Origin of the sequence: Corynebacterium occultum, from assembly GCF_009734425.1 — a bacterium.
In the GTDB taxonomy this organism is placed as follows: Bacteria; Actinomycetota; Actinomycetes; order Mycobacteriales; family Mycobacteriaceae; genus Corynebacterium; species Corynebacterium occultum.
The window spans coordinates 798,308-815,114 of the sequence record NZ_CP046455.1 but is presented as its reverse complement, the minus strand read 5'-3'; the positions used below and the strand labels follow the sequence as shown (position 1 = coordinate 815,114).

General features: G+C 59.5%; 15 protein-coding genes and 1 tRNA gene. 9 read left to right on the top strand and 7 right to left on the bottom strand.

Features of this window, described 5'->3' with window-relative positions:
- Nucleotides 1-27: 27 nt before the first annotated feature.
- Genes COCCU_RS03850 through COCCU_RS03835 form a run of 4 tightly spaced genes read left to right on the top strand, consistent with a single transcriptional unit; the run spans nt 28 to nt 2,445 of the window.
- A complete protein-coding gene (locus tag COCCU_RS03850) occupies nt 28-789 on the top strand; it encodes a 3'(2'),5'-bisphosphate nucleotidase CysQ (RefSeq protein ID WP_156230302.1) in 762 nt (253 codons plus the stop codon).
- 58 nt (nt 790-847) lie between these two features.
- Nucleotides 848-1,660, top strand: a complete 813-nt coding sequence (locus tag COCCU_RS03845) for a thymidylate synthase (protein WP_156230301.1) — start codon at nt 848-850, stop codon at nt 1,658-1,660.
- Nucleotides 1,660-2,190, top strand: a complete 531-nt coding sequence (locus tag COCCU_RS03840) for a dihydrofolate reductase (protein ID WP_156230300.1) — start codon at nt 1,660-1,662, stop codon at nt 2,188-2,190. The genes COCCU_RS03845 and COCCU_RS03840 overlap by 1 nt, the downstream gene beginning before the upstream one ends.
- Nucleotides 2,191-2,193: 3 nt before the next feature.
- A complete protein-coding gene (locus tag COCCU_RS03835; protein WP_156230299.1) occupies nt 2,194-2,445 on the top strand; it encodes a mycoredoxin in 252 nt (83 codons plus the stop codon).
- 48 nt (nt 2,446-2,493) lie between these two features.
- On the opposite strand, the gene COCCU_RS03830 is transcribed toward COCCU_RS03835, so the two are convergent.
- A complete protein-coding gene (locus COCCU_RS03830) occupies nt 2,494-2,766 on the bottom strand; it encodes a hypothetical protein (protein ID WP_156230298.1) in 273 nt (90 codons plus the stop codon).
- Nucleotides 2,767-2,955: 189 nt separating this feature from the next.
- Between COCCU_RS03830 and COCCU_RS03825 the strand changes: the two genes are divergently transcribed.
- Nucleotides 2,956-3,028, top strand: a tRNA-Arg gene (locus COCCU_RS03825).
- Nucleotides 3,029-3,227: 199 nt separating this feature from the next.
- On the opposite strand, the gene COCCU_RS03820 is transcribed toward COCCU_RS03825, so the two are convergent.
- The gene (locus COCCU_RS03820) at nt 3,228-3,461 is read right to left on the bottom strand and encodes a hypothetical protein (protein WP_156230297.1); all 234 of its coding nucleotides are present in this window, start codon (nt 3,459-3,461) and stop codon (nt 3,228-3,230) included.
- A gap of 186 nt (nt 3,462-3,647) precedes the next feature.
- Here COCCU_RS03820 and COCCU_RS03815 point away from each other — a divergent pair, with 186 nt between their 5' ends.
- Complete coding sequence (locus COCCU_RS03815; protein WP_231598851.1) at nt 3,648-4,310, top strand: hypothetical protein; 663 nt, start codon at nt 3,648-3,650, stop codon at nt 4,308-4,310.
- Nucleotides 4,311-4,494: 184 nt separating this feature from the next.
- Nucleotides 4,495-5,388 (top strand): hypothetical protein, encoded by an 894-nt coding sequence (locus COCCU_RS03810; protein ID WP_156230296.1) that lies wholly within the window; start codon nt 4,495-4,497, stop codon nt 5,386-5,388.
- Between the two features lie 63 nt (nt 5,389-5,451).
- Here the strand turns inward: COCCU_RS03810 and COCCU_RS03805 are convergent, their stop codons facing one another.
- Together COCCU_RS03805 and COCCU_RS03800 are read right to left on the bottom strand one after the other, a co-directional pair.
- Nucleotides 5,452-5,799, bottom strand: a complete 348-nt coding sequence (locus COCCU_RS03805; protein WP_156230295.1) for a site-specific integrase — start codon at nt 5,797-5,799, stop codon at nt 5,452-5,454.
- A gap of 192 nt (nt 5,800-5,991) precedes the next feature.
- A complete protein-coding gene (locus COCCU_RS03800; RefSeq protein ID WP_156230294.1) occupies nt 5,992-6,690 on the bottom strand; it encodes an 8-oxoguanine DNA glycosylase OGG fold protein in 699 nt (232 codons plus the stop codon).
- 238 nt (nt 6,691-6,928) lie between these two features.
- Between COCCU_RS03800 and COCCU_RS03795 the strand changes: the two genes are divergently transcribed.
- Both COCCU_RS03795 and COCCU_RS03790 read left to right on the top strand, forming a co-directional pair.
- Nucleotides 6,929-7,897 carry a GIY-YIG nuclease family protein gene (locus COCCU_RS03795; RefSeq protein WP_156230293.1) on the top strand — a complete coding sequence of 323 codons (969 nt, stop codon included), beginning with the start codon at nt 6,929-6,931 and terminating at the stop codon, nt 7,895-7,897.
- 68 nt (nt 7,898-7,965) lie between these two features.
- A complete protein-coding gene (locus tag COCCU_RS03790; RefSeq protein WP_156230292.1) occupies nt 7,966-12,885 on the top strand; it encodes a DEAD/DEAH box helicase in 4,920 nt (1,639 codons plus the stop codon).
- 559 nt (nt 12,886-13,444) lie between these two features.
- On the opposite strand, the gene COCCU_RS03785 is transcribed toward COCCU_RS03790, so the two are convergent.
- The 3 genes from COCCU_RS03785 to COCCU_RS14925 form a co-directional block, all read right to left on the bottom strand.
- Entirely contained in the window at nt 13,445-15,055 is a 1,611-nt protein-coding gene (locus tag COCCU_RS03785) for an ATP-binding protein (RefSeq protein WP_156230291.1), read from the bottom strand.
- A complete protein-coding gene (locus COCCU_RS03780) occupies nt 15,052-15,822 on the bottom strand; it encodes a bifunctional DNA primase/polymerase (RefSeq protein WP_156230290.1) in 771 nt (256 codons plus the stop codon). The genes COCCU_RS03785 and COCCU_RS03780 overlap by 4 nt, the downstream gene beginning before the upstream one ends.
- Nucleotides 15,823-16,169: 347 nt before the next feature.
- A complete protein-coding gene (locus COCCU_RS14925) occupies nt 16,170-16,595 on the bottom strand; it encodes a phage antirepressor KilAC domain-containing protein (RefSeq protein ID WP_407924161.1) in 426 nt (141 codons plus the stop codon).
- Nucleotides 16,596-16,807 lie beyond the last annotated feature (212 nt).

Here is a 16,807-nt window from a genome sequence, read left to right as displayed (position 1 = left end):
TTTATCCGACCGGTTAGACTCACAACCATGACCGCTCATATCGATGACTCCCGTTTGACCCACCTTCTTGCCCAGGGCACCGGCGAGATCCTCAAGGGGGTCCGCGGTGTCGGATTGCTCAGCGGACGCAGTCTCGGCGATGCTGGCGATGACCTGGCCCAGAACTGGATTTCCCGGGTCCTGGCGCAGCACCGTCCCGATGATGGTTTCCTCTCCGAGGAGGCCGCCGACAACCTGGAACGGTTGAACAAGGAGCGGGTCTGGATCATCGATCCCCTGGATGGCACGAAGGAATTCGCCACCGGCCGCCAGGACTGGGCCGTGCACATCGCACTGGTGGAAAATGGTGCCCCCACCCATGCGGCCGTCGGCCTGCCTGACCTCGGGGTGGTCTTCCACACCGATGATGTCCGGGCGGTGCGTGGCCCCCTGGCGAAGCAGATCGCCATCTCCCACAACCGTCCCCCGGCAGTCGCCCTGCATGTGGCGGAGAAGCTCGGTTTCGGCACCAAGGCCATCGGTTCCGCCGGGGCGAAGTCCATGTACGTGCTACTCGGTGACTTCGATGCGTACATTCACGCAGGTGGCCAGTTCGAGTGGGATTCCGCGGCCCCCGTGGGTGTGGCCCGGGCCGCCGGTCTCCACTGCTCCCGCCTGGACGGCTCCGAGCTGACCTACAACAATGAGGACACCTACCTGCCGGATCTCCTGGTCTGCCGTCCGGAGCTGGCGGATGAGATCCTCGCCCTGGTGGCGGAGTTCAAGGCCACCAACGGCCAGTACCAGTAAAGGGCCCGCTCTCCCCCGGAAGTTTCTCAGCCGCCGGAAAGTCCCTAAGGTAGGGGCCATGAGCGTCGCGAATTCCATCCCCACCCCATACGAGGATCTGCTGCGTGAGATCCTCGCCGAGGGCGCCCAGAAGGGCGACCGCACCGGCACCGGCACCACCAGCCTCTTCGGCCGCCAGCTCCGCTATAACCTGGCGGACTCCTTTCCCCTGTTGACCACCAAGAAGGTTCACCTCAAGTCCGTGGTCGGTGAGCTGCTGTGGTTCCTGCGCGGTGACTCCAATGTCCGCTGGCTGCAGGATAACGGTATCCGCATCTGGAATGAATGGGCCGGCGAGGATGGTGAACTCGGCCCCGTCTACGGGGTGCAGTGGCGTAGCTGGCCCACCCCGGACGGTCGCCACATCGACCAGATCAGTGGTGCCCTGGAGACCCTGAAGAATAACCCGGACTCCCGCCGCAACATCGTCTCCGCCTGGAATGTCTCCGAGCTGGAGAACATGGCACTGCCGCCCTGCCACCTGCTCTTCCAGCTCTATGTTGCGGATGGCAAGCTCTCATGCCAGCTGTACCAGCGCAGCGCCGACATGTTCCTGGGGGTGCCCTTCAACATCGCCTCCTACGCCCTGCTGACCCACATGTTCGCCCAGCAGGCTGGTCTGGAGGTCGGGGAGTTCATCTGGACCGGCGGTGACTGCCACATCTACGACAACCACCTGGAACAGGTCACTGAGCAGCTCAGCCGGGAGCCCCGCCCCTACCCGCAGCTGAAACTGAACAAGGCCGACTCCCTCTTCGACTATGGCTTCGAGGACATCGAGATCATCGGTTATGACCCCCACCCCCTGATCAAGGGCAAGGTCTCCGTCTAATGAGGGGCTCAATCTGGGCGCAGTCCCGGGACGGGGTGATCGGTGACGGCCTCGACATGCCCTGGCACATCCCGGAGGATCTAGCCCACTTCAAGGACATCACCCTCAAACACCCGGTGATCATGGGCCGACGCACCTGGGAATCTCTCCCCGAGCGCTTCCGCCCCCTGCCGGGACGCGAGAACCTCATCCTCTCCTCCCGGCCCCCCGGGCAATGGTCGGCCGGTGCTGAGGTGATCACCGCGGTTCCCCCGCTGGAGGATGCCTGGATCATGGGCGGGGGCAGCGTCTACGCCGCCACGCTTGACGACGTCTCCGTCCTGGAGGTCACCATCATCGACAAGGAACTGCGCGGCCTGCTTGGCGACGCCGCGGTGCTCGCCCCCGAGATCCCGGCCGACTTCGAGGTCGTCTCGGACACCGGATGGCTGACCTCCGCCGCCGGAAAGCTTAAGGTTGAAGATGACCACAACGATGAAGGCACCGGAGTGAGATATCGCTTCCAGCGCCACGAAAGAAAGACAGGTTGATCCATGAGTGACCCGGTGACCATCTACATGACCGACTGGTGCCCCTTCTGCAAAAAGTTGATCTCCAACCTCGATCGCACCGAAACCCCTTACACCCTCATCAATGTTGATGAGGACACCGAGGCTGCCACCTGGGTGGAGTCCGTGAACGAAGGAAACCGTGTGGTTCCCACCGTCCGCTACTCCGATGGCACCCACGCCACCAACCCGCCAGCCGGGGACGTGCGCGGCAAGCACGCTGAACTGAGCGCCTAAGCTACTACCGCCCCTTCAGCGGGACCCCACGCTGCGCCATTCCGCCTTTTAGTCGGTCTCGCTGAAGAGGGCGAGCATCTCCTTCGGAGAAAGTCCGACATGCTTGCCGCTGAGCTCGGAAGAGTAGACCTGCTTGAGGTAGATCTCGCAGACACTGGTCAGCTGCTGGGCATCAACACTGTTCAGCAACAGCAGGCGCTTGAGGGAGCCATCTTCCTGGATCTGATCGATCGACAGAGCGGGGATCTCGTCCTTTTCCACGATGCGGGCGACAATCTCCCTGCGCTGGATGTCGAGGAAGGTAGGCTTGTGATAATCCATGTCAGCTCCCCTGGATTCTATGCGGGTGATCCGAAGCTAGGAATGTCCGGATGCTCTTAATTTCAGCTTAGTTTGTTTGATCTGGTGAACCCATTCCTGGTGTCCCCCGGGGGTTTGGGGGTTAAGCAGACAACCGGACCCCAGTTAGCTCGGGGATGCAGCTATACGATAAATTAGAACGGCATTCCCGCCCCAGTAGCTCAGTGGATAGAGCACGGCTCTCCTAAAGCCGGTGTCGGAGGTTCGATTCCTCTCTGGGGCACTTAAGAATAACCCCTCGGCCTGCAGTTATTGCAGGTCAAGGGGTTTTCTTTCTTTTTGTGCGCAACCTGGTGGGACCTAGGGGGACCTGATGTTGCCTCGTGGATCGTGGGAAATCGTGGGAAATCGTGGAAGCCAACGCGGCCTCTCTTCAAAGATCAGCCCCTTACCCAGTATCTCTCCCCAATCAGCCTCCCTCGTCACCCTGACTGGAGCTCTTCGCTCTGGCTAGTTCGGGGAACCTTCAGCCTTTCGGCGGAGTCTAATAAGGCATGATCCTTCTCGACACTGACGACCACATCTTCATAGGCCACACCTACACCGACCTCACCCAGCAGCTCCTGGAGCACCTTAAGGTCCAGGATGACGAGGACCTCGCGGCCCTTGCTGCCGCCTGACTCGGCTCTACTGACCTCGATGTGATGATCATCCACGCCAAAGAGTGACACCATCACTTGCCCGGCGCGCCGGGCCGATGGGCTCGCCGCCTGACTTCTGATTACCCCCGAGGACTACGAGTCTGCCGAGAGCCTGGCAAGATCCCATGAAGGCGCTCTCACCCGCGAGCTCGGCGTCACCAACCACATGATCCGCGTCTGGCGCGGACTCCACGAGAGGACATGCTTGTGAAGAGACTTATCCCCGGAGTTCTCATCGCCCTGGCGCTGACTCTTGCCGGCTGCTCCAGCAATACATCGACCGAGACCCCGACCCCGGAACCGGTCACCTCGACTACAACAGCAGAAACGTCATCTACTACAGCAACCACCACAGCGACAAGCACCGCCGAGCACTCCTCAGAGACCACCACGGAGCAAGCCGTAGCGGTCAACACACCGGAACCTACCGCCGACTACGTGGCTCCGACAGAAGAATCCTCGATCTACGTCGTTGAATGCCTATTCGGCACACCTGGTCCTGCCCTGTGGTCCGATGGCTCCACCGCCCACTCGGAAGACTGCTACCAGCAAGGCATAGAAGGACGCGGGGATTACCAGTGCCCCGCCACAGACGCCTTCGTGTTCGACCCCGCCGACTGCACCTCGGCCAATCTGGGCGGTGAGCCTTCTTACGACGAAATGTACCCCGGCGGATATCCAGCATCCCAGGTTCCCTACGCGGATGGCGGCACGTGCCCGGCCTACCTTTGCGGGTATGGGACCGATGAAAACGGAAACCGAAACCCAAGTTCAGGCGAGATTCAGGGCCACCACGGTTGCCAGCTCGGAACCATCACCGACCCGGAATATTGCGCGAGGGTCGCGGAAATCGTGGAGAGGTAGTCGTTGACCACAAAAAGCCCCGCACCACTTTCGGGGGAATGGTGGTGCGGGGCTTCTGTCATGCCCGGCGCGGGGGCCGCCTGGCACACGTGAGGTTAATGCCCGCTCGTTTGCTTGTCTCGTCGACGGTAGAATCGGGGGATAGTGGACACTGGCCCTCCGGGAGACCGATAACATGAGTTTCGTGAAGATTGACGAATTCTCTGCCCGATACAGTGGCCCCGCCGTGGACGACCACACCATGGATGTCTCCGTCCTGGGGCCAGCGCTGCTTGGTATGGGCGAGATTTTCCGTGAGGCGTACTCCGTCATCTCTCCGATGGATGACTCCTTCCCGACCGTGAAGGTCCAGGAGGTCCGCCCCGGATCATTTGAGGTTGCTCTAGGTGTCGACCTTTCGCTGATTGAGGAAGCGGTCAACCTTTTCACTGGCAACAGGTCCACTGCCCTCGCGAATGCCGCGGGCATCGGCGGAGGCATTGTCGCCCTCGTCACCCTCGCAATCAGCATGTTTAAGCGAGAGGCTGCCACCGGCAGACGCCCCTCGCGTGATGAGCTCGTTACTGAACTAGGTGATGAGCTTCTTGCTCAGCATGTCGAAGATCTTCGGAATCGCAGGAACTTTCGTCAGAATGTCGGTCGAGTTGTGAAGCCGTTGACAGAAGACGGCATCGAGGAGGTCACCTTCTTCGACAAGCAAGGAGCTGACTTAGTCTCTGTCTCGGAGACTGAGGCTGAGAAGATCACGGAGTTTGAGCCGATGCTCCAGCCCATAGTGCGCTACGAAGACGCCGTTGTGGAGATCGGCACTCCCCAGATCAGCAAGCCCCTCAAGCGCAAGTGGGGACTGCTCCATACGCAGTACGGTTCGATTAATGCGGCACTCTTGGACACTGACTTCGCGGACGAAGTTGTCGACAGCAAGGTGTCCTTCGCCACCGGCAAGCGCTTTACGGCGAAGCTGCGGGTCGAGGAATCTCCTGTTGAGGATGGTGCTGAGCCGAGCCGATCGTTCGAGATCGTCGAGATCGAGCCACTGGTAGAGGGCGAGCAGAGCTCCATGTTCTTCGCCGATTAGTGTTCGGCACTGGATCCTTGGCTCGCCCATCATTTTCTTACTAAAAACCGGCTACCCTGCCCTCTAGCTGGTCTTCCGCTGGTGATCCTTCTCGCGGCGCTTTGCTTTGAGCTCGTCCTTGGCGGACTTGTCGAGGGTCTTGCCGACCTCGGCGAGGATGGACGTCGTCTTGGCCTGCGTAGCGCGCATGTAGACCTCGGTGATGGTTTTGAGGTCGCGCTGGCCGAGGATCTGGCCGATCGCCACCGGCGTCATGCCTGCCTCGGCGAGGGTAGTGATGATCCAGTTTCTGTCGTAGTGCGGCGTGATGCGGGCCTCCGTGTGGCCGGCGCGGTCCTCCACAACCAGCAGCGCTTCAACTTCTTCGTCGGCTCCCCCAAGCAGTGAGGCCCATGTGCCGGAGGCCTCCACTACCGAACCGGCACAAGAACCCGGCCCGACCGCCGTCGAATCAGCGGCTCCATTAGCTCCCTCAGTTCAGCCGGCCTCTCCCACGGCCACCTACATGGACCCTGGGGCTTAGTACGGCGAGGTCTGTTACTCCGGGACCCCGGATCAATGGCCGAACTTCGTCAACCCCGATGCTGTGAGAGGTCCGGTCCTCTAGATGCTGGGCGCGTCCGGAGCGCGTCCTGCCTGGAAGAGGGTGTACTCGATGACATCAGTGGGCAGGTCCGGACGCCAGCACTCATGGAGCTTCTCCACCAGGTCCAGGTATTGGGAGTACTCGGAGGTCCGCCATCCGGAGGTCTTTGTCCATCCCAGGGCGACAGCCACTCTCCTATCCAGGATAAGGGGATGGCGGGTATCAGCCGGGGTAGGTCGACCAGCGGCAAAGTAGAGCAGCTTGGTGAAGAACGCCGGGCCAAGGTACTTGATCCTTGCCTGGCTGTAGTTGTTGAACGTGAAGTACCCCTCGTCTGCAGACCCGGTGGAGGCGACCTTCAACCCCTCCAGCAGCTTCCCAGGCGCGCCGGGTTGGTGAAGAGGCTGGACACACCGATAGGTTTGCTGAGCGTCAATACCAGCCCCCCAGGAGCACACTGCGACGTAGAAATTCACGGCGTCCTCTTCCGTATCCATGGATTCCCCGAACTCGAACAGTCTCTGTCGGGAGACCGAAAGAGCCGGCTCCGGCCTCTTCAAGAACCCTGGGAGAGGAAGGTCCTTAGGCCATCTTTTCGTCCAGCGTTCCGGATAAAAGATCTCTGTCTGCCCCCAAACGGTGTCAGGGGAGACAGCCTCCTCCGGTCGCCCCAGAGCCGCCAGGGCGGTCGACAGCTCCTCCGGCGATACGTCCATGGCAGAACCCTCCAGTCACGCTCTCAGGGCAGGAACTCAGTCATCTCCACCCTATGTCCTCCAGGAGTCCTCTGGTTTCCAGGCCAGTGCCCTACGTGGACGGCCCTGTAGTCCCTTCCGGCCCGATAGGCTGGAACAACAAGTTAGCTGACCAGGGTGAGGCGGTCTCCCGTCCCTGCTGGCGCTGTGGGAAATCAGCCTCGGGAAAGGGCTGACGGTAGAAGCTGAAGGAATCTGCATGAATGGCAAGCAAGTCCGTCTCTTCCTCGTCGACGGCACCGTCGGTGGCCTGATGACAGCGGAGATCCTCAACTGGACCGGCCACATGCTCCGGGCCCGACGCAAGGACTTGGGCAGAATCAAGACCCGCGAGGAAGCCCAACGAACCGGTGTCTATGTCCTCTTCGGCACCAACGAGGAAGGAGAGCCAGCCGCATACATCGGTGAAGGCGACAACGTGGTCAAACGATTAGAGAACCACAACGCCAACAAGGATTTCTGGGAAGACGTCGTCATCATCACTTCCAAGGACATGAACCTCACCAAGGCCCACGCGCGATACCTCGAATCTGAGCTGATCAAGCTCGCCAAGTCGATCGGCCGGGTATCCCTACTCAACGGAAACGACCCCACCGGTGGTGCAGCGCTTCCTGAGGCTGATCAGTCGGATATGCAGTACTTCATCAGTCAGATCCGGATTCTCATGCCGGTTCTCGGATTCGATATCTTCCGGGGACGCTCCACCCAAGGACAACCTTTTCCTGTCGCGCCGGGTATACCCGAAGAGGCTGCAACCTCGATTAGTTCCTCAGTGTCGGATGAGATCGCTGAGTCCTCGGATAGTCCGGTCTTTTATATGAAGACGAGGGAGGGTAGCGATGCCCAAGCCCAGATCATCGATGGTGAGTTCACCCTGTTGCAGGGATCGGTGATTCCCAGCGCGATGAAAGACAACCCGCACATGGCTGACTCCACAAGAAAGCAATTCATCGTCCGTGAGGCCCAGCACGCCAAGGTCTTGGAGATCTCGGTGCCGGGTCCCACACCGGGTCTGGTCACGCTGTCGAAGGACTTTGTCTTTACCTCCCCCTCAGCGGCCGCCTCAATTGTCTATGGCCGGGCTAGTGCTAATGGACGAACCACATGGAGGACGGAATCAGGACAGCCCTTCGGGGATTGGGAGCAGGGCCAGACAGCGGCGAACTAACCCCACCGGGGGCTCCAAACAGCGGTCAATTGGGGAGGAGGCACCTCGGCTCGGGCACAATGGGTTCCATGTCCACCATTGTTGATGCTGTTGTTGCTCTTCGTGAACTTCCCACCCAGGCCCACCAGGGTCTGGCGTTCGAAAAGCTCATGGTCAACTTCATCAAGCAGGACCCCACCTTGTCGCAGCAGTATGACGAGGTCTACCGATGGGGCGATTGGAAGTACAACGGAGGCAAGGCCGACACCGGCATCGACCTGGTGGCCCGCCGGCGTGAGGATGGACGCTGGACGGCCATCCAGTGCAAGTTCTACCTCCCCTCGACCAGCCTGCAGAAACGCCACCTCGACTCCTTCTTCGAGGCCTCGGGGCGAAGCTTCCTCACCGAAGAGGGCACCGACTCGTTCGCCAACCGGTTGATCATCTCCACCACCGACAAATGGTCGTCGAATGCCGAGGCCATGATGGACAACCAGGTCATCCCCACCAACAGGATTGGTCTAGGAGCCATCGCCGAGTCCCCCATCAACTGGGACATCGCCTACCCCGGTTCCGAGCTGACCATCAACTTAGAACGCAAGGAAACCTTTGAGCCCCGCCCGCACCAGGAGACGGCCATCTCCAAGGCAATCGAGGGCTTTGAGACCCACGACCGAGGCAAACTCATCATGGCGTGTGGTACGGGGAAAACTTTCACTGCCCTTCGCCTGGCTGAACGTGTGGCTGAGAACAATGGTGGCCGGGCTCGCGTGCTGTTTCTGGTGCCCTCGATTGCTCTGCTGTCTCAGACTCTGAAGGAGTGGACCGCGCAGACCCAGGTGGACTTGCGCTCCTATGCGGTGTGCTCCGACACCAAGGTCTCCCGGGGTGCAGAAGACATCGCCTCCTATGACCTGGAAGTGCCGGTCTCGACCAACGGCAAGGACATTGCCGAGCGTCTCGGACGCAGCAAACGCGCTGCAGGACTGACAGTAGTGTTCTCCACCTACCAGTCCCTACCAGCCATCCACGAGGCCCAGCAGCAGGGTCTGGAGGACTTTGATCTGGTCATCTGCGATGAAGCGCACCGCACCACCGGTGTCACCCTGGCAGGCGACGACGCCAGTCACTTCGTGCGCATCCACGACGCCGATTACATCAAGGCCGCCAAGCGGTTGTACATGACCGCCACCCCGAGGTTGTTCGACGATCAGATCAAGGGCAAGGCCGCCGAGCACTCCGCCGAACTGGTCTCCATGGACGATGAGGCCATCTACGGACCGGAGTTCCACCGCCTCGGCTTCGGTGAGGCCGTTGAGCGGGGTCTGCTCACCGACTACAAGGTCCTGGTCATGACCGTCGATGAGCAGTTGGCCTCTGACACCCTGGCCCGGTTCACCCCACAACCAGGACAAGAGCTGACCCTCGATCTGGCCTCAGCCATGATTGGTACCTGGAATGGCCTGACCAAACGCTCTGGACGGGAGCAGGGCACCAAGTCTGGTTTCGAACACGGTGCTGCCCCGATGCAGCGCACGGTGGCCTTCGCACGAGACATCAAGACCTCCAAGCAGATCACCGACGCCTTCCCCACCCTCATCGCCAACCACGTCGACTCCCTGAACGAGGCGGCCGCCACCAACGACGTCTCCCTCCACAACGTCAATGTCTCTATCGCCGCCAACCATGTCGACGGCACCATGAACGCCATGCAGCGCGAATCCCTGCTCACCTGGTTGGAAGCCCCGGTTCCGGACACCGAGACCCGCATGCTCACCAATGCCCGGTGCCTGTCGGAGGGTGTGGACGTGCCAGCCTTGGACGCGGTGGTCTTCTTCAACCCCCGTAACTCCATGGTCGATGTCGTCCAGTCTGTGGGACGGGTGATGAGAAAGGCCGAGGGCAAGGACTACGGATACATCATCCTGCCGGTGGCCGTCCCACCCGGCGCGGAACCCTCGACCGTGCTCAATGACAACAAGCGCTTCCGGGTGGTGTGGCAGATCCTCAATGCTCTGCGTGCCCATGATGACCGGTTCAACGCGAAGATCAACTCCATCGCCCTCAATGAGGGCAGTCCGAGCGATCTCCCCGTCATTGTCGAGCCCGTCACTCCAGGCCCGTCTGACCAACCCGCCGACGAGCGGGACAACGAGGTCACCCAGATGGTGCTGTTTTCACTGGAGGCCTGGCAGGAGGCGCTCTACACCAAGCTGGTCGACAAGGTCGGCACCCGCACCTACTGGGAGGATTGGGCTGATGATGTCGCCGACATCGCCCAGGCTCAGATCACCCGCATAACCTCCTTGCTTGATGGCGCGGATTCCACCGTGATGGAGGAGTTCGAGCGCTTCGTGGAGGGGCTGCGTGGCAATCTCAATGACTCGATCACCCGGGATGAGGCGGTGTCGATGCTCTCCCAGCATCTGATTACCTCTCCCGTCTTCGATGCCTTGTTCTCTGAGCACGAGTTCGCCTCCCACAACCCGGTCTCCAAGGTCATGCAGCGCATGGTGGACGTCCTCGACGACTCCCAGCTGGATGCTGAGACGGAGAAGCTGGAGAAGTTCTACGACTCGGTACGGATGCGCGCTGCCGACGTCACCTCAGCCTCGGGCAAGCAGACGGTGATCAAGGAACTCTACGAGCGCTTCTTCCAAAAAGCGTTCAAGAAGCAGTCCGAAGCCCTGGGCATCGTGTACACCCCGATCGAGATTGTCGACTTCATCCTCCGAGCCGCAAACCATGTCTCCCGGAAACACTTTGGTCGGGGTCTGACAGACGAGGACGTCCATATCCTTGACCCCTTCACCGGCACCGGCACCTTCATGGTTCGGCTCCTCCAGTCCGGGTTGATCACACCGGAGGACCTGGCCCGTAAGTACGCCTCCGAGCTGCATGCCACTGAGATCATGCTGCTGGCCTACTACGTGGCGGCCGTCAACATCGAGACCACCTACCACGCTCTGCTCGGCGAGAAGGCCCTTCGAGAGGACACAGAAAAGCCGGAATATGAGCCCTTTGAGGGAATCGTGCTGGCGGACACCTTCCAGATCACCGAGGAGGAAGACAAGCTCGATTCCGAGGTGTTCAAGCAGAACAACCAGCGCATTAAGCGCCAGCTCGACGCCAAGATCAATGTCATCGTCGGCAACCCGCCCTACTCCAAAGGGCAGACCAGCGCCAATGACCTCAATGCCAACGTCAAGTATCCGACGCTTGATAAAAAAATTGAGGAGACTTTCGCGGAAAAATCTACTGCCCAGCTAAAGAACTCTCTTTACGACTCCTACCTGCGTGCCTTCCGCTGGGCCACTGACCGTATCGGGAACCAGGGTGTCGTCGCGTTCGTGTCCAACGGTGGATGGATCGACGGCAACACTGCCGACGGCGTCCGCCTGAGCCTGGCCGAGGACTACTCCGACATCTACGTCTTCAACCTGCGGGGAAACCAACGTACCGCCGGGGAGCAGTCCCGGAAGGAGGGCGGCAAGGTGTTCGGTTCTGGGAGCCGGAACACGGTCGCCATCTTCATCGGAGTCAAACAACCCGGCGCGACAGGCTGTGCCATCCATTACCGCGACATCGGCGACTACCTCACTGCTGAGGAGAAGCTGGAGATCGTTGACCACAGCACCATGGAGAGCATTGACTGGGAATTGATCACACCAAACCAGTACGGTGACTGGACCAATCAGCGGTCCGAGGACTTCGAAACATGGCCATCGCTTTTCAGCAAAAACAACTCATCACTCGGGGTCTTTTCGCTTTCTTCTAGTGGCATGGCTACAAGCCGCGATGCGTGGGTGTACAACTCCTCTACTCCTAGGCTAAAAGAGTCAATGTCAAGATTTTCCGAGACCTACCGAGAAGCAGAAGGTGAATACTCGAAGAATCCGAACCGGTCCATAATCGACTGGCTTAAGGAGAACCCTGAGTTCAACCAGTCTGACAAGATTAAATGGACTGATATCTTGCATCGGCATCTCAAGAATGGCACGAAACTGGAATCGTCAGATTCCTTCATCACGGTTTCCCTGTATCGGCCATTTTTCCCCCAACGCCTTTACCGAAATCCAATGTTGATGCACAGGCAATATCAGCTCCCCTCAATGTTCCCTACCCTTCGCCACAACAACATCGGGTTCTATGTGGTGAACCCTGGGAGCGCGAAACCATTTTCGGCTCTGGCCACAAATATCCTCCCCGATCTTGCCATGTGGGGCTCGAATGCTGGCCTGTTCTTCCCCCGCTGGACTTGGGAGCCCGTCGAGGCACCGGAGGGTGAACTGGACTTCGGCAGCAACAGTGAGGTCACAGCAGGCGCGCCGGGCACTGCTGGCGAGGTACTCGAGGGGTACCGCCGAGTCGACAACATCACCGACGAGATCCATGCCCTCTATCGGGAGGCACTCGGGGAGGATGTGACCAAGGACGACATCTTTTACTTCGTCTATGGCCAGCTCCATGACCCCGGCTACCGGGAGGCCTACGCTGCTGACCTGAAGAAGATGTTGCCCCACATCGAGACTCCAACTGACCGGGCACGCTTCGACCAGCTCGTCAAGGCCGGCAGGGAACTCATGGAGCTGCACATCGGCTATGAGGACGTCGAGCCCTGGCCTCTGGACATCCAGCTCAAGGCAGGTGTTGACCCGGAGGACCGGGAAAGCTGGAGGGTGAGCAAGCTCAAGTGGGCGAAGGTGCGCGACCCGGAGACAAAGAAGCTCGTCAACGACGTCACCACGATGGTCTACAACCCGAAGGTCACCATCGCCGGCATCCCCCTGGATGCAGACGAGTACATGCTCGGATCCAGGTCGGCTTTGGCCTGGATCATCGACCGCTACCAGGTGAAGACGGACAAAGCCTCCGGCATCGTCAACGACCCCAATGACTGGGCGGATGAGGTCGGCAACCCTCGCTACATCGTTGACCTCATCGGCAAGGTCACCCGGGTGGCCGTGGAGACTGTCCGCATCGTCAACTCCATCGACAGCAGGGCGTAGAGCGGTGGGACTCCTGGCAGTCGCGTTAGGGACACAGTGAGGTGTCTCGCCCTAGTCGAGGATCGTGTACTCCTCCTGGATAGGAGGCTGGCGCGACTCCTCAGAAGAGGCCTGGGGGAGGACATTTCACTATGTGTCCGTCTGTGATTTTGACACTTGAGAACTTGAAAGTTTACCTGGGTCTATGGGTTCAGCGCTTCAACTGCAGTAACAAGGACACCATGACTGAGCACCCGCCCGGGGCTCCTAAACATCAAGGTAGAGACTGTGCTTCCGGCAGCAGAACGTGAGCGAAGACGCCGGGTCCGACGTCCTGAGGTTTAACTCAGGATTTGAATAAATGATGATCCTGATACGTGGATTGCTATTTTGCAAGGTTCCGACCTTCGGCACTAGCTAGAGAGGAGGGTGTTTTCATCCCCGTCGTCCCCGCTTATCTGTACCCACTGGTCAAGGGGGAGGTATCAGGCGGGTGATAGGAAGGGACAATCCTCTGCCATCGTCTTCGGTTCCCCGCCTCGCGGGGAAGGTTGGAGTCGGGCAGAGGACATCATACGAATCACCCGTCGTGTTGCACCTCAGTCATCTGTGAAAGCAGGGGTGGCGGGGATGGCGGGGCAGGATTACTCCCCTCCTCTAGCTCGATCGTCCACCTGATAGTTCCGTCCTTATTGCGACCCTCATCATCGAAGACCTGCCATCCAGTCTTGCGCATTTGAGGAATGTTCCGCTTCAAGAAACCCGTGACGGCTTTCGGACTCGTCGGCCATCCACGCTGAGGACGCCGCCAGTCCGCCTCGGTGAGCTGCATGTGGAGCTCCACCTCCTTCAGGATCTCCGCCGAAGTCTTCTCTCGGATACCATTCTTTTCAGCGATTACGAGAATCCCCATAATGAAGGCGTTCGATGCCAGCGAGTCCTTCGCCAAGTCCTCTGCGCGGCGGGTGAACCGGTCGAGTCCAGATTCTCCGGGCAGCCCCCACTTGTCGGCGACTTGATCGACTGCGGCGAGTATTCGAGCGAAGTCGGCCATACGGGGCATCTTCTCCAGCTTGATCGACGGGAGAAGCTCGTGGACTTCAGCAGAAAAGGACAGGAGAGCCCCGAACAAGTACGGGTAGTTCTCGTCCCATTCCGCGTTCAGTTGATCCTCGGGCCTTCTTTCCTCCTCAGGGATCATGTGGAGGTTAACGGCGAGAAGCCTATCGGATAGATCGCCCCGCAGGGCCCCGATGTCGATTCCGTTGAGGATTACGCAGCGACGGAATCGGATGATTGCTAGGTCGCCGTCGCTGTAGAGCCTCCTCTTCACATCGCCGTCGCCTGTGACTGCTCTGCAAAGAGCGTCGCTGAACCAGGGCTGGATGGAAGAGGCGTTGTCAATCCCGACGACCCAGGAACCAGCCGCTGCTGTCACCCATTGTTCTTCCCCGCGGGGTGCTGTCCGATTCTGCACAGAGGAGGGGTCAACCATTTGCCCTAGTCTCTTTGTGGCCGTGCTTTTGGCGGTCCCCTGCTCGGCTAAGAGAGCCAGGACTGGATGCGGGATATTGGGCGCGATGAGGGACGCCACCAGCCAGGCGAGAACGGGACGATGATCCTCCTCGACGATATTGAGATGACCGAAGAGATCCCTGACCCCTACGGCTCCCTCCGGGTGCTCTCCCGGTGCGGGAAGCTCCGACGTGAGCTCAGTCCTATGGAACTTCACCGGAGCGGTGGTCTGTGCTGTCCACTTTCCTCCGGCCACCCGAAAGACAGTTCCTTCCGGGTCACCTCGGTCGATGTAGACAGCCCCGTCCTTCTCGGCTACTCGTAGGTGGAGTTCTTCCGGAGAGACGTCGCTTGCGACACCTTCCAGAACCACCAGGCAATCCGCGAGAGCTGCTTGATTAGCCACTCGTCCTTCCGTTTCGAAGAAGGCACGCGCCAGGTCTGCCCGAAGCCCCCTACGGCCTCCTCTGAACATGTGGACCAGGTGTGGCTTGTCTTCTTGGTAGGCAAACGGGTCACCGGATGGAGTGACCCCAAACTGGAAGCGCTGTTCCGCGAGGCGAATCAGCTTCACCGCCACCGGCTGGTTCGGATCTTCACGTTCCTGTTCTTCCTCTAGTTCAATTGACAGTTCCTCCGGTGCGGGGCCTGGTTCATGGTCACCAAAGGAGATCATCGGCTGCCCCCCAAAACCGCATGTCGGGCGCTTTCAAGGGTTCCCTCGATTTCGGGGAGGTCGAGCCCGATATCTAGTGCGACTTCGAGCAGGTCCTCGTCGAGGTTGAGACCCTTCTCGTAGACCCGACAACCCACCCAAAAGAGCAGGTTGTTTCTTTCTCCCTCCCGAGCACCGGTCAGCGTCCGGAGCAAAGCCCTGTCCTCCTTACCTACGAAGGTGCGTGCCCTCTTCTTTGGATTCCAGCTCGCCCTAAACACCGTCCTGATCAGATGGTCCGGGAGCATGGCTATTGGTGTCATAGTTTCCCATCTGTACGCCTCTCCAGTGGTCGGATGGATTGACCCGGGCAGGACCGTGAGCTGGCGTGAGTTCTTCAGATCGATTCCCGGGCCGGCTTTGCCTCGCACAGGCAGGTTGTAGGGGAGCTTGAACCACAGGTGGCGTCCCCCTCGACTTGTGCGGGCAGTGAGGGTTGTCGGGAGGTCACAACCCTCGTTGAGTTCCTGCCAGGTGTCGTCACCTCCGTTTCGAGGGTCAATATCAACTACGATGTGCCCGTTGAAGACCATCCCTCCGATATTGGAGAAGGGCATCTGGTACCACCACCAGTTGATCTTGTTCGGGTCACGGGTGGCCTCGTTCTGATATCCCTTGAGAATCGGGAGTTTTCCATTGAGTGGGAAGACTCGGAATCCTAGCTGTGCCAGCTCTAACGCGGCGTGGTGCCTGGGAGATAGCCCGTCCCATGTTGTCGGTGTGGCCATTAGAAGACCTCCTTACTTCTGAAGTGTCCCCATAGGGGACGGTGGGTGGATTTCTTGTTGAAGTCTTGATGCGGAAAATCGTGCAAGAACGAGCTGTGCCTCTGCTGTTCCAGGGCGCTGACTGGGCCTGTGGTTAGGCAGGTCCAGTCGTGAGCTCGAATCTCGTTCGTCAAGCCCTGTCCAGGCTCAGCACCTGTCTTGACCAGATGGGAGGATTGTTCACGAGCCGGAGCTGGGCGGTCGGTCCTCTACAGCACTCAAGAGCGCATCCTCCCCGCCCTGCGGTCATTCTTTGAAGGTTTCCGCTCTCTGACTTGTATCAGGGCGAGGAGGAAAAGGAGGGTCGTTTACCTGGTGGGCTTCCCGTCTCTTAGTGGAAAGGGGAAGTCCAGAGGAGGAAGCTCCAGTCGCTTCCTGACGTAGTTGATCCCCGAAGTTTTCACTCTTGTGGTGTAGCCCTCACCATAGGTTCCGTCGATCCTCGGAAACTGGACCTGAAACACCTCAAAATGGTGTGCGTAGGGCTGGTATGGGGTGTTCCTCATGCCGGCTCCAGACATCAAGATCCGCTTCTCATGGAGCTCATCAAACAACTGCTGCCGGCCCATCCCCATGCTCTTGGCGAGAACCCCAATGCTGTGAGTTCCATTCGTGGGAACACACTCAATACAGTCATATTGGCTGCACACCAGAGCCCTTGCCCCACCCTGCTGCTGGCAGAGCCAGGGGGAATGAGCTCCCCACGGAGGACATGAGCTACGGCTCTCATGCATGTTAGGATTACGGTGGTCAAACAAGGGAGACACCTTTCATTTTGACTGGGACTCGACGTGTGCGAACGTCGGGTCCTTTTTTGCTTTATGTATCGCTGTGGTTTGAATTCCGGGTGCGAATCGTCCTGCTTCACATCACTCCCCTCTTTACAACTCTTGCCCCTGATCCTCCGCCTTGACGGTCACCATCGGTGGAGAGATCGCGGTCGATC

What these genes read in the sequence shown, in the direction of transcription:
- COCCU_RS03785 (WP_156230291.1), bottom strand. Translation starts at nt 15,055, where the DNA reads ATGATCTCCTTTGGTGACCATGAACCAGGCCCCGCACCGGAGGAACTG.
- COCCU_RS03840 (WP_156230300.1), top strand. Translation starts at nt 1,660, where the DNA reads ATGAGGGGCTCAATCTGGGCGCAGTCCCGGGACGGGGTGATCGGTGAC.
- COCCU_RS03815 (WP_231598851.1), top strand. Translation starts at nt 3,648, where the DNA reads ATGCTTGTGAAGAGACTTATCCCCGGAGTTCTCATCGCCCTGGCGCTG.
- COCCU_RS03830 (WP_156230298.1), bottom strand. Translation starts at nt 2,766, where the DNA reads ATGGATTATCACAAGCCTACCTTCCTCGACATCCAGCGCAGGGAGATT.
- COCCU_RS03845 (WP_156230301.1), top strand. Translation starts at nt 848, where the DNA reads ATGAGCGTCGCGAATTCCATCCCCACCCCATACGAGGATCTGCTGCGT.
- COCCU_RS03780 (WP_156230290.1), bottom strand. Translation starts at nt 15,822, where the DNA reads ATGGCCACACCGACAACATGGGACGGGCTATCTCCCAGGCACCACGCC.
- COCCU_RS14925 (WP_407924161.1), bottom strand. Translation starts at nt 16,595, where the DNA reads ATGCATGAGAGCCGTAGCTCATGTCCTCCGTGGGGAGCTCATTCCCCC.
- COCCU_RS03835 (WP_156230299.1), top strand. Translation starts at nt 2,194, where the DNA reads ATGAGTGACCCGGTGACCATCTACATGACCGACTGGTGCCCCTTCTGC.
- COCCU_RS03800 (WP_156230294.1), bottom strand. Translation starts at nt 6,690, where the DNA reads ATGGACGTATCGCCGGAGGAGCTGTCGACCGCCCTGGCGGCTCTGGGG.
- COCCU_RS03850 (WP_156230302.1), top strand. Translation starts at nt 28, where the DNA reads ATGACCGCTCATATCGATGACTCCCGTTTGACCCACCTTCTTGCCCAG.
- COCCU_RS03790 (WP_156230292.1), top strand. Translation starts at nt 7,966, where the DNA reads ATGTCCACCATTGTTGATGCTGTTGTTGCTCTTCGTGAACTTCCCACC.
- COCCU_RS03795 (WP_156230293.1), top strand. Translation starts at nt 6,929, where the DNA reads ATGAATGGCAAGCAAGTCCGTCTCTTCCTCGTCGACGGCACCGTCGGT.